The following is a 12,225-nucleotide window of genomic DNA, read 5'->3' as shown; positions in this document are numbered from 1 at the left end:
AATGGCGCGGCGAGCGCCAGGAATTACTGAAATCGGGGAAGCTTCCGCGCGGGGCGCGGAGCATTTGAGAATAGCAAAAGGAAGGCCGCTAACGGTCCGACGAATTCGACGGATCGGACGACGAGCCGTGGCGGTAGAAGCCGCTCATCAGGTCGATGAGCTGGCTGCGCTCCTCGCTGCTCGCGCGGTTGAGCGCGTGCGTGGGACCGTGGATCAGCTTGTTGGTGAGCGACTGCGAGAGCGCTTCGAGCACGGCGGCGGGATCGTCGCCACGCAGGAGCATCTTGCGGGCGCGGTCGAGTTCGGCGCGGCGCAGCGCGTCCGCTTGCGTATGCATGTGACGGATCACCGGCACGATGCTGCGCGCATCCAGCCACTGCATGAAGTTCTGCACGCGCGTCTCGATGATGGCTTCCGCCTGCGCGACGGCCGCCTGACGCGACGCGTTGCCTTCGCGGACGATCGCGCCGAGATCGTCGACGGTATAGAGGAATACGTCGTGCAGATTGCCGACTTCCGGCTCGATGTCGCGCGGCACGGCGAGATCGACCATGAAAATGGGCCGATGGCGGCGCGCCCGCACCGCGCGTTCGACCGCACCGAGACCGATGATCGGCAGGGTGGACGCCGTGCACGACACGATGATGTCGAACTCGTGCATGCGCGCGGGCAGTTCGGACAGCGGAATTGCGCGGCCGTTGAAGCGACCGGCGAGCTTTTCGCCGCGCTCGGCCGTGCGATTCGCGACGACCAGTTCACGCGGATTCTGCGCGGCGAAATGCGTGGCGCAGAGTTCGATCATTTCGCCCGCGCCGATAAACAGCACGCGCTGGCCGGAAATATTCTCGAAGATGCGCTGCGCGAGGCGCACGGCGGCGGCGGCCATCGACACCGACTGCGCGCCGATTTCGGTGGTCGTGCGCACTTCCTTCGCAACAGCGAACGTGCGCTGGAACAACTGATTCAGATAAGTGCCGAGCGCGCCGGCTTCGGACGCGGTACGCACCGCATCTTTCATTTGTCCAACGATTTGCGTTTCACCAAGGACCATCGAGTCGAGCCCCGATGCGACGCGGAACGCGTGCCGCACGGCTTCCGACTGCGGCAGCGCATACACGTGCGGCGCAAGCTCGGGAACGGCGATGCCGTGATACTTCGACAGCCACTGAATAGCGGCTTCGCGGGCGGCGTTGTCGTCCGTGGCGCAGTACAGTTCAGTGCGGTTGCAGGTCGAGAGGATCGCCGCTTCCGGCGAGACTTTCGCGAGCGGCCCGAGCCACAGGTCCTTCAATGCGCCCAGCGCGGGCTTGAGCTGTTCGAGCGGAAACGCCACGCGTTCGCGCAGGGCGACAGGCGCAGTGTGGTGGTTGATTCCGATCGTGAGGAGCTGCATTGTTTTGGACGATGCGTTCGGTCTAAGCCGATGGCCTTTCAGATAGCCCAATATTATAGCGTTTCGCGTATTTCTTCATTTATAGGTGCTATTTGGGGGCGGACTACGGCTTTCGCACCGTCGAGCCTTGCCTGGCATGGGGAAAGCTGCCGTTCGGCCGGCAATCTCGGTCGCGGCGGATCGCCACACCGGGTCCGTCACTTTTGGTACGCCGCCTCGAAAACGCGCGATCTTGCCATCGCCAAATCCGGCCCCTAAACTCATCCGCTTACCTTTTTCGCTGTCGAGCCGGACTCAGCATGCCACTTTTCCCGAGCGCGGTACTTTCCGGACCCTCGAACCCGACGGAGCACAGCCGCTGATGGGCTGGACCGGACTGATTTTTCTGGGCGCCGTGATCGGCGCGTCGAGCTGGTGGCTGCATCCGCTGCGGCGCGCGGGACGCGTCGGCCGTGGCCCGGCGGGGCGCATCTGGACGGCGATCGCGGCTGGCATACTGGCGACGATCGTCGCGCGCATGGTCGGCAATATCATCGACGTGTATCACGACGGCGATACGCTCGAATGGCTCGCGTGCGCGCTGTTCGCGCTCCTCGTCGTGACGACGACGGTCGCACTGGCGGCGCGCCGCTAGGCTTTTTTCCTGGCGGACGGCGGGTGATCCTCGCCGTCCGCCGTGCAACTCGTGCTCCACGTGCATTAAGTGCATTACATGCCCCACGCGGGCTTTCAAGCAGGTGACTCCATGAACGATCGCATCGCCAATCCGGGTACGCCCGAGCCCGCCACCTTCGCCCGTCGCATCGAGTCGCTGCGCGGCCAGATGGCGCGCGAAAACCTCGCTGCCGTGCTCATTCCGTCCGCCGATCCGCATCTGTCCGAATATTTGCCGGAGCGCTGGCAAGGGCGTCAGTGGCTCTCGGGCTTCACCGGCTCGGTCGGCACGCTCGTCGTCACGGCGGATTTCGCGGGCGTCTGGGTCGACAGCCGCTACTGGACGCAGGCCGAAGCGCAACTCGCCGGCACCGGCATCGTGCTCATGAAGATGACGGGCGGCCAGCTGACGGCGCCGCACATCGACTGGCTCGCGGAAAACGTGCCGTCGGGCGCAGTCGTCGCGGTCGATGGCAGCGTGCTAGGCGTTGCGGCGGCGCGCGCGTTGTCCGATGCGCTCACGGCGCGCGGCATCGTCCTGCGCACGGATCTCGACGTGCTGGACGGCGTGTGGCCCGCGCGGCCCGGGCTGCCGGACGCGCCCGTCTACGAACACGCCGCGCCGCATGCAAGCGTCGCGCGCGCGGACAAGCTCGCAAAAGTGCGCGAAACGATGCGCGCGAAGGGCGCGCAGTGGCACTTCGTCTCCACGCTCGACGATCTCGCGTGGATCTTCAATCTGCGCGGCGCCGACGTGACCTACAACCCGGTTTTCGTCGCGCATGCGCTGATCGGGCTGGATGACGCCGTTGTCTTCGTCGGCGACGGCAAGGTTCCGGCGGCGCTGGCCGAATCGCTCGCGCGCGACGGCGTGCGGATCGCGCCTTACGCCGACGCGCCGCGCGCGCTCGCGTCGCTGGCCTCGGGCGCCACGTTGCTGATCGACCCGCGCCGCATCACGCACGGTTTGCTGGAGCGCGTGCCGTCGACGGTGAAGGTGGTCGAGGCGGTGAATCCGTCGACCTTCGCGAAGTCGCGCAAGACCGCCGCCGAGGCCGAGCACATCCGCGCAACGATGGAGCAGGACGGCGCGGCGCTCGCCGAATTCTTCGCGTGGTTCGAAGAGGCGCTCGGGCGCGAACGCATCACGGAGCTGACCATCGACGAAAAGCTGACTGCCGCGCGCGCACGCCGGCCGGGCTTCGTCACGCTGTCCTTCGGCACGATTGCGGGCTTCAACGCCAACGGCGCGATGCCGCATTACCGCGCGACCGAGGCGTCGCATGCGGTGATCGAAGGCAACGGGCTCTTGCTGATCGATTCGGGCGGTCAATATCTGAGCGGTACGACGGACATCACGCGCGTTGTGCCCATCGGCGAGATCACGGCGGAGCATCGGCGCGATTTCACGATCGTGCTGAAAGGCACGATGGCGCTGTCGCGCGCGCGTTTTCCGCGCGGCATCCGCTCGCCGATGCTCGATTCGATCGCGCGCGCGCCGATCTGGGAAGCGGGCGCGGACTACGGTCACGGCACGGGCCACGGCGTCGGCTACTTCCTGAACGTGCACGAAGGCCCGCAGGTGATCTCGCACTACGCGCCCGCCGAGCCGTGGACGGCGATGGAAGAGGGCATGATCACGTCGATCGAGCCGGGCATCTACCGGCCGGGCAAGTGGGGCATCCGAATCGAAAATCTCGTGATGAATCAGGCCGCGGGCAAAACCGAATTCGGCGATTTCCTCGAATTCGAGACGCTGACGCTGTGCCCGATCGATACGCGCTGCATCGAGTTGTCGCTGCTGCGCGAGGACGAGCGCGCGTGGCTGAACGCGTATCACGAAACGGTGCGGCGGCGCGTGTCGCCGCATGTGTCGGGCAAGGCGCTGGCGTGGCTCGAGGCGCGGACCCAGGCGATTTAAAGCGAGACGTTTATGACTCAGACGGCTGTGATCGTGATCGACGTGCAGCAGATGTTCTTCGGCGGCGCGAAACCCGCGTATCGCGCCGCCGAGGTCATCGACGGAATCAACCGGCTCACGGCAGCGGCGCGGCGTGCGGACGCGCCGGTATTCATCGTCCAGCACGAGAGCGACGCGAACGGACCGCTTGCGCGCGGCAGCGACGGCTGGCAATTGCCCGCGTCGCTCGATCGTCACGCAAGCGACGAAGCCGTGCATAAAACCGTCGGCGATGCGTTTCACGAGACGGCGCTAGCGGACCGTCTTCGCGAGCGGGGAATCGAGTGCGTGGTGCTGTGCGGCTACGCCACGGAATTCTGCGTCAACGCCACGGCAAGGCGCGCCGAGCTGCTTGGCTTGCGCACGATCATCGCGTCGGACATTCACACGACCGCGGACAAACCTCACCTCGCCGCCGAGAAGATCGTCGAGCATCAGAACTTCGTCTGGTCGCATTCGTCGATGACCGGCAAAGGCGTGAAAGTGCTCGCGCTCAACGACATATTGCAAACGGAGTTCGCATGACCATCAAGGCAGTCGTGTTCGACTTCGGCGGCGTGCTGATCGACTGGAACCGCGACTATCTCTATCGGCAACTGATTCCCGACGAAACCGAGCGCCGCTGGTTTCTCGACAACGTCTGCAAGATGGAATGGGTCGTGCAGCAGGACGGCGGGCAGAGCATCGAAGAAGGCACCGCCGAACTGATCGCGCTGTATCCCGCGCACGAAGCGCTGATTCGCGCCTTCTACGCGCGCTGGCCCGAGATGGTGCAGGGCGTGCTGGACGAAGGCGTCGCGCTGGTGGACCAACTGGACGCCGCGGGCGTGCCGCTTTTCGGCCTGACGAACTGGTCGGCGGAAACTTTTCCGTACGCGTGGGAGCGCTTCGACGTGCTGCGCAAGTTTCGGGAGATTGTTGTGTCGGGGCGCGTCGGCCTCATCAAACCGGATCCGCAGATCTTCGCGTTGATGCACGCGGAAATCGACAAGCAGTTGCCGGGCATTCGGCCGAACGAACTCGTCTTCATCGACGACAACCTGAAGAACGCACAAGCCGCGACCGCGCTCGGCTGGCACGGCGTGCATTACACGAGCGCGACGGAAGCAGAAAGCCAGTTGCGCGCGCTGAACTTGCCTATCTGAACACCCGACGGCCGCGCGCTACTGTCCCAGCAGATTCTTCAGCGCGTTGCCGATTCCCCGCACCGTATCGCCCGCGCCGCGCGCAACGCCTTCCGCGCTCACGCCGAGCGCCTTCGCGAAGCCGGTCGCGAGCTTCTTCGTAAGGCTCTCGCTCAGCGAAAACTTCGGATCGCGCAGATCGCCGTCGAGGACGAAATCGAGCGTGATCTGATCCTTGCGATCCTTCAGCGCGGCGATCGCAGCCTTGGTCGGAATCGAGAGAAAGGTATCGAGCGGGTTGCCCGTTTCGCTGATCTGCAGGTGATTCAGCGTGAGCGTGCCGGGCGCGTGAATGCGGTAGTTCTTCACGGCTGCATCGATGCTCAGATCGATGATGCCGCCCGTCACCGCCGCCTTCGCGCCGGCTTTCTTCAGCAAATACGGATCGAGCGTCTGCACATCGACACTGCGCAGCGTCACGCGCGTCTGCGAATCCTTGTTCGCGATGATCATCCAGCCGTTCCACGTCACGTTGCCGGTGTGCGACGGGCCTTTGATCGAGCCGGCCATCGAAAGGTCGGTGCGCTCGTTCAGCGCGGGCAGATGAAGGTGATCGACGGTCGCGCGCGCATCGCCGATCAGCACGCGATACGGCGGGTTCTGCACGGAGCCGTCGAAGAACTCCATCGAGCCGCGTTCGAACGACACGCGATCGATCAGCTTCTCTTCGCGCGCGTGCTCGTCGGCGGTGGACGTGCCGGGCTTTGCATCGGCTTCGCGCGCGGTTTCCTTGAGGCCGGGCAGGATGCGCACGCGGCCATCGGCCGAACGGACGATCGACAGATAGTAGTTGTCGACGCTCACGCTGCGCAGATGAATCGGCCGCCCGACGAGCGAGCGCATGTCGACGTCCATGACGATGCGCTCGGCGCGCATTGCGTCGCCGGTAGGCCAGTCTTTTGGGCCGCGCAGGCGCACGCGCGAGAGCGTGACCTGACCGAATCCGACGTCGATTTCCTCGACGGAACCGTTCGGCCCGAGCGTCTCGATGATCCGCTCCTTCATCTGATGCACGACGAACAGCCACCCGCCGATCGCCACGACGACGAGCGCCACGACGATGCCGATTGCCCAAAGCGCTCCCCGTCGCGCGCTCGATCCCGCCATCTGCGTGTGTCTCCCGTGCGAGCCCTTGGCGTCATGTGGATGCCGCCAAAAACGAAGTGGCGACTGCGTGTTACACAGTCGCCACTTTCATGCCTGATGTCGGTGCGCGCGCCCGCATAGCCGCACAGGCGCGCGATGTTTCGTCAGACGTTTTCCGCGAATCAACGCGTGATCGGCTTGTAGCGCAGACGCTTCGGTTTCGCTGCTTCTTCACCGAGACGCTTGCGCTTGTCGGCCTCGTATTCCTGATAGTTGCCGTCGAAGAACTCGACGTGCGAGTCGCCTTCGAACGCGATGATGTGCGTCGCGATCCGGTCGAGGAACCAGCGATCGTGCGAAATCACCATGACCGAGCCGGCGAATTCGAGCAGCGCGTCTTCGAGCGCGCGCAGCGTTTCGACGTCGAGATCGTTCGACGGTTCGTCGAGCAGCAGCACGTTGCCGCCCGCGATGAGCGTCTTCGCCAGATGCAGACGCCCGCGCTCGCCGCCCGACAGATTGCCGACGAGCTTTTGCTGATCGCTGCCCTTGAAGTTGAAGCGGCCGATATACGCCCGCGACGGCGTTTCATACTTGCCGACCGTGAGCACATCGGCGCCGCCGGAGATTTCCTCGAACACGGTTTTGTCGGCGGCGAGCGCGTCGCGGCTCTGATCGACATAGGCGAGATTGACGGTCGGTCCCTTGACGATCTCACCCGAATCCGGCTGCTCCTTGCCGGTCAGCATGCGGAAGAGCGTCGATTTACCCGCGCCGTTCGGCCCGATGATGCCGACGATCGCGCCCGCCGGAATCTTCATGCTGAGATCGTCGATGAGCAGACGGTCGCCATATGCCTTGCTGACGTTCTTGAACTCGATGACTTCATTGCCGAGACGATCACCCACCGGAATGAAGATTTCCTGCGTCTCGTTGCGCTTCTGATATTCCTGGCTGTTGAGTTCCTCGAAACGCGCGATACGCGCCTTCGATTTCGCCTGACGTCCCTTCGGATTCTGGCGCACCCATTCGAGCTCTTTCTTGATGGCCTTCTGGCGCGCGGATTCGGTCGCTTCTTCCTGCTTCAGGCGATCTTCCTTCTGGTCGAGCCAGCTGGAGTAATTGCCCTTCCACGGAATGCCGTGGCCGCGGTCGAGTTCGAGAATCCACTCGGCGGCGTTATCGAGGAAGTAGCGATCGTGGGTCACGGCGACGACCGTGCCCGGATAGCGCGTCAGGAACTGTTCGAGCCATTCGACCGATTCGGCGTCGAGGTGGTTGGTCGGTTCGTCGAGCAGGAGCATGTCGGGTTTTTGCAGCAGCAGCTTGCAGAGCGCGACGCGGCGTTTTTCGCCGCCCGACAGATGTTCGATCTTCGCGTCCCACGCGGGCAGGCGCAGCGCGTCGGCGGCGACTTCGAGCTGTTGCTCGGGACTGCCGCCATCGCTCGTCGCGAGGATGGCTTCGTACTTCGCCTGTTCGGCGGCGAGCTTGTCGAAGTCGGCGTCGGGTTCGGCGTAGGCGGCGTAAATTTCGTCGAGCTTCTTTTGCGCCTGGAAGACATCGCCGAGACCTTCCTCGACGGCCTGCCGCACGGTCTGCTGCGGATCGAGCTGCGGTTCCTGCGGCAGGTAGCCGATGTTCAGGTTCGGCATCGGCGTGGCTTCGCCTTCGATGTCTTTGTCGACGCCGGCCATGATGCGGATCAGCGTGGATTTGCCGGAACCGTTCAGGCCGAGCAGGCCGATCTTCGCGCCGGGGAAGAACGAGAGAGAGATGTCTTTCAGGATCTGGCGCTTCGGCGGGACGATCTTGCCGACGCGGTTCATGGTAAAGACGTATTGGGCCATGTTGTCCGTGACTGATTGGGTGATGAAGGGTGCGAACGCGCGGCGTCCGATGAGATTTGCCGGCGCGATCCGGCGCGCCTTCCCGAGGCCGCGCCAGGCGGCGCGGGCGGGATCAACTGGCATTGTACTTCGCGGTGCGCTCCGTCACTGCCAGCTTGCGACGCCGCCGTGCCGCGAGCACGTACCGCTGTGATGCTGGCTGAAGCTGTAGGAGCCGTCGCGGCATTGGGCGGTCGCGCCCGCGGGGACCGAGCCCGAGCGCGTGTGCGCGGGCGAATGGACGATGTTGCCGTCGTGGTTGGTGTAATGGCCGTGGGTGTCGAGGTCGGATTCGTCGGGGTGGGGCTGGTATTGGTATTGATTGCCGTGGTAGGCGAGGGCGCTGGATGTCCACACGACGCTCGCCGCGATCATGGCCGTGACCGCGAACGTGCGCCGCACGCTCATTGGCGTGTGTCTCTGCATCTTCCTGTTTTCTCTCTTTGTTATTGATCGTGCGTCGCCGCGCGGTATCGTCCGCTCATGAAAAAAGCGGAGGCCCTTTATCGGGCACTCCGCTTTTAACGCGACCTGCTCTGATCGTGCGTGACGCTTACACGTTGAACAAGAAGTTCATCACATCTCCGTCATGCACGACATATTCCTTCCCTTCGGCCCGCATCTTCCCGGCTTCCTTCGCGCCTTGCTCACCCTTGTACGCGATGAAGTCATCGAACGAAATGGTCTGCGCGCGGATGAAGCCGCGCTCGAAGTCCGTGTGGATCGCGCCGGCCGCCTGAGGCGCCGTATCGCCGATATGAATCGTCCACGCGCGCACTTCCTTCACGCCCGCCGTGAAGTAAGTCTGCAGGCCGAGCAGCTTGAATCCCGCGCGAATCACGCGATTCAGACCGGGCTCGTCCATGCCCATGTCGGCGAGAAAGTCCAGCTTGTCGGCGTCGTCGAGATCGGCGATTTCCGCTTCGATCGCCGCGCACACCGCGACCACCGGCGCGTTCTCGGCTTCCGCGTGCTTGCGCACCAGATCGAGATACGGGTTGTTCTCGAAGCCGTCGTCCTTCACGTTCGCGACGTACATGGTCGGCTTCGACGTAATCAGGCAAAGCGGCTTGATGACGAGCTGCTCTTCTTCGGTCAGCGAGAGACCACGCACCGGCTTCGCCTGATCGAGCTGCACGCGTACCTTTTCGAGCACGGCGACGAGCTTCGCCGCTTCTTTATCGTTGCCCGATTTCGCGGCCTTCGAATAACGCGTGAACGCCTTTTCGACCGTCGCCAGATCGGCGAGCGCGAGTTCGGTGTTGATGACTTCGATATCCGCGATCGGGTCGATCTTGCCCGCGACGTGGATCACGTTTTCGTCCTCGAAACAGCGCACGACGTGCGTGATCGCGTCCGTTTCGCGGATGTTGGCGAGGAACTGATTGCCGAGGCCTTCACCCTTCGACGCGCCCGCGACCAACCCGGCGATATCGACGAACTCGACCACGGCCGGCAGGATGCGCTCGGGTTTGACGATCTCGGCGAGCGCCTGCAGACGCGCGTCCGGCACTTCGACCACGCCGACGTTCGGCTCGATGGTGCAGAACGGATAGTTCTCGGCGGCAATGCCCGCCTTGGTCAACGCATTGAAAAGTGTGGACTTGCCGACGTTGGGCAAGCCGACGATGCCGCATTGGAGGCTCATGGAATCCTTCGAACTGGTGAGACGGCGCGGGCCGCGCAGGTTTCGACAAAATGGTGCGCGAACGGCGCGCAACGAGCCCGACGAGCCGATGCGCGGCCAAATCAGCGAATCGGCGCGCCACGGCTGCGGCCGCGTCGTGCGGCCGGGCAAACCGCTATTGTAACGCCGCCCCCGCGCACCCGAATGCTCGCCGTCCGCGCCGTGCGCCGGCCGAGAACCGCGCCGAACCCCGCGGCTATAATGGCCGGATGACTTCGCACCCACTGAAATTCCACGCTGTCGTCGTCGGCGGCGGGCTCGTCGGCAAGACGGCGGCGCTCGCGTTCGCACAATCCGGTCTGCGTACCGCGCTCATCGCATCGCGTGCTGCCGGACTGCCGCCGGGCGCTGCGTTCGATTCGCGCATCTACGCGCTGTCGTCGAGTTCGCAAACGCTGCTCGAACGGCTGCGTGTCTGGCAGGCGCTCGATCGCGCGCGTCTCGGGCCGGTATTCGACATGCGCGTCTTCGGCGACGCTCATGCCGAACTGCACTTCTCGGCGTTTCAGGCGTCGGTGCCGCAGCTTGCTTGGATTGTGGAGTCGTCGCTGATCGAGCAATCGCTCGATACCGCGCTGCGCTTTCAGCCGAGTCTCTCGTGGTTCGAATCGCGCGCGCAAGGCATGACGGTCGAAGCGGACGCGGCGCACGTCGCGCTCGCCAGCGGCGAAATGCTCGAAACCGATCTGATCGTCGGCGCCGACGGTGCGCATTCGTGGGTGCGCGCGCAAATGGGCGCGAAGATGACGCGCCGCGATTACCGGCAAACGGGCATCGTCGCCAATTTCAAGACTCAGCGGCCGCACGGCGAAACGGCTTACCAATGGTTCCGCGACAGCGAGATCATCGCGCTGCTGCCGCTGCCGGGCGATCATGTATCGCTCGTCTGGTCCGCGCGCACCGAGCATGCGGATGAACTGGTCGCACTCGATCCGGCCCAGCTCGCCGCGCAAGTCGAAACGGCGACGCAGAACATGCTCGGCACGCTCGATTGCGTCACGCCCGCGCAAGGCTTTCCGCTCGGGCTGCAGACGGTCGACAAGCTGGTTGCGCCGCGCGTCGCGCTCGTCGGCGATGCCGCGCATCTGATTCATCCGCTCGCGGGGCAGGGCATGAACCTCGGGCTGCGCGATGTCGCCGCGCTCGCGGATGTCATCGCCAACAAGGAATCGTTCCGCGATCTCGGCGACCCGATCCTGCTGCGACGCTACGAACGCGCGCGCCGCGAAGATATCCAGAAGCTCATGTTCGCCACCGACGGTTTGCAGCGGCTGTTTTCCGTGCCGGGCACGCTCGCGCGCGCGGTTCGCAATACCGGCATGGCGTTCGTCGGCGCGCAGCCGCTCGTCAAGCGCTGGCTGGTTTCGGCGGCGCTCGGCTGAAGCCGCTCATCGACATCATCGACATTCCACAGGCGCGTGACGCGCAACGCCCAAGGCGACTCACAGGAACCCGCATGAAAACCATCTATCGTTTCGCCCTCACGACGGCCGCCGCACTTGCTGTCACGCTCGGCCTCGGCTGTTCGGCCCAGGCCGACCAGACTACCGACAAGATCAAGTCGGCGCTCGAAGCGCGCATGGGCGACGCCACCATCAAGAGCATCGAGAAGACGCCGGTTCCCGGCCTCTACGAAGTGAATCTCGGCTCGCAGATCGTCTACAGCGACGCGACCGGCAATTACGTGCTGATCGGCGATCTCGTCGATACGCGCAGCAGCAAGAATCTCACCGAAGCGCGGCTCGCGGAAACCAACAAGATCGACTTCGCGAAGCTGCCGCTCGAAAACGCGGTGAAGGTCGTGAAGGGCAACGGCAGCCGCAAGATCGCCGTGTTCTCCGATCCGAACTGTCCGTACTGCAAGCAACTCGAATCGACGCTCAAGTCCATCGACAACGTGACCGTCTACACCTTCCTGTATCCGGTGCTCTCGCCGGATTCGACGGTCAAGTCGAAATCGATCTGGTGCGCGAAAGATCGCGGTATGTCGTGGGAAGGCTGGATGCTCGATCACAAGGCGCCGACCACCGCCGCCAATTGCGACACGACCGCCATCGACAAAAATTTAAAGCTCGGCCGTTCGATGAACGTCACCGGCACGCCGACCGTGTTCCTCGCCGATGGCCGGCGTCTGCCGGGCGCCATACCCGCCGACCGGCTGGAAAAGGAATTGTCCGCCGCGCACTGAGCGCGGAGCGAAAAAGGGGGAGGCGCGCCATGCGCCTCTCGCGTTTTTGCCGCGCCGTTTTTGCGAAAGCGCCGCGTGGTGTGCCAAGTAAAGCGCCAAGTAATGCGCCAAGCAATGCGCCGAGTAACAAGACAACACAAGCCAGAACCCGGGCGCGCCAGTTTGTGCCCGGAACAAGAAAAAG

Annotated in this window: 11 protein-coding genes; 6 read left to right on the top strand and 5 right to left on the bottom strand. The window is 64.2% G+C overall.

All coding sequences use genetic code 11. The features are described 5' to 3' along the window. Positions 1 to 88 precede the first annotated feature (88 nt). A complete protein-coding gene (gene hemA / locus BRPE64_RS11845) occupies positions 89 to 1,393 on the bottom strand; it encodes a glutamyl-tRNA reductase (protein ID WP_016346368.1) in 1,305 nt (434 codons plus the stop codon). Between the two features lie 361 nt (positions 1,394 to 1,754). Between hemA and BRPE64_RS11840 the strand changes: the two genes are divergently transcribed. The 4 genes from BRPE64_RS11840 to BRPE64_RS11825 all read left to right on the top strand — a co-directional run bounded on the left by BRPE64_RS11840 (position 1,755) and on the right by BRPE64_RS11825 (position 5,152). Continuing rightward, complete coding sequence (locus tag BRPE64_RS11840) at positions 1,755 to 2,027, top strand: hypothetical protein (protein WP_016346366.1); 273 nt, start codon at positions 1,755 to 1,757, stop codon at positions 2,025 to 2,027. Positions 2,028 to 2,138: 111 nt separating this feature from the next. Continuing rightward, positions 2,139 to 3,968, top strand: coding sequence for an aminopeptidase P family protein (locus tag BRPE64_RS11835; protein ID WP_016346365.1), 1,830 nt, complete (start codon positions 2,139 to 2,141; stop codon positions 3,966 to 3,968). Between the two features lie 12 nt (positions 3,969 to 3,980). Then, entirely contained in the window at positions 3,981 to 4,532 is a 552-nt protein-coding gene (locus tag BRPE64_RS11830; RefSeq protein WP_044041601.1) for a cysteine hydrolase family protein, read from the top strand. Continuing rightward, positions 4,529 to 5,152 (top strand): HAD family hydrolase, encoded by a 624-nt coding sequence (locus BRPE64_RS11825; protein WP_016346363.1) that lies wholly within the window; start codon positions 4,529 to 4,531, stop codon positions 5,150 to 5,152. Before BRPE64_RS11830 ends, BRPE64_RS11825 begins: the two co-directional genes overlap by 4 nt. Positions 5,153 to 5,170: 18 nt before the next feature. Here BRPE64_RS11825 and BRPE64_RS11820 read toward each other — a convergent pair whose 3' ends face one another. From BRPE64_RS11820 to ychF, 4 genes are all read right to left on the bottom strand, one after another. Beyond that, positions 5,171 to 6,298: a DUF748 domain-containing protein gene (locus BRPE64_RS11820; protein WP_016346362.1), complete on the bottom strand. Its 1,128-nt coding sequence runs from the start codon at positions 6,296 to 6,298 to the stop codon at positions 5,171 to 5,173. A gap of 161 nt (positions 6,299 to 6,459) precedes the next feature. Next, entirely contained in the window at positions 6,460 to 8,127 is a 1,668-nt protein-coding gene (ettA, locus tag BRPE64_RS11815) for an energy-dependent translational throttle protein EttA (RefSeq protein ID WP_044042174.1), read from the bottom strand. Positions 8,128 to 8,271: 144 nt separating this feature from the next. Then, positions 8,272 to 8,541 carry a DUF3761 domain-containing protein gene (locus tag BRPE64_RS11810; RefSeq protein WP_016346359.1) on the bottom strand — a complete coding sequence of 90 codons (270 nt, stop codon included), beginning with the start codon at positions 8,539 to 8,541 and terminating at the stop codon, positions 8,272 to 8,274. A gap of 178 nt (positions 8,542 to 8,719) precedes the next feature. After that, entirely contained in the window at positions 8,720 to 9,814 is a 1,095-nt protein-coding gene (gene ychF, locus BRPE64_RS11805) for a redox-regulated ATPase YchF (protein ID WP_044042172.1), read from the bottom strand. Positions 9,815 to 10,062: 248 nt separating this feature from the next. Here ychF and BRPE64_RS11800 point away from each other — a divergent pair, with 248 nt between their 5' ends. Together BRPE64_RS11800 and BRPE64_RS11795 are read left to right on the top strand one after the other, a co-directional pair. Beyond that, positions 10,063 to 11,235, top strand: a complete 1,173-nt coding sequence (locus BRPE64_RS11800) for a UbiH/UbiF family hydroxylase (protein ID WP_016346355.1) — start codon at positions 10,063 to 10,065, stop codon at positions 11,233 to 11,235. A 74-nt stretch (positions 11,236 to 11,309) separates the two neighbouring features. After that, on the top strand, positions 11,310 to 12,041 hold the full coding sequence (locus BRPE64_RS11795; RefSeq protein WP_016346354.1) for a DsbC family protein: 732 nt from the start codon (positions 11,310 to 11,312) through the stop codon (positions 12,039 to 12,041). Positions 12,042 to 12,225 lie beyond the last annotated feature (184 nt).

It is taken from the genome of Caballeronia insecticola (assembly GCF_000402035.1).
Lineage (GTDB): Bacteria > Pseudomonadota > Gammaproteobacteria > Burkholderiales > Burkholderiaceae > Caballeronia > Caballeronia insecticola.
The sequence above is the reverse complement of the archived record's forward strand: the minus strand, read 5'-3'. Positions and strand labels throughout refer to the sequence as shown.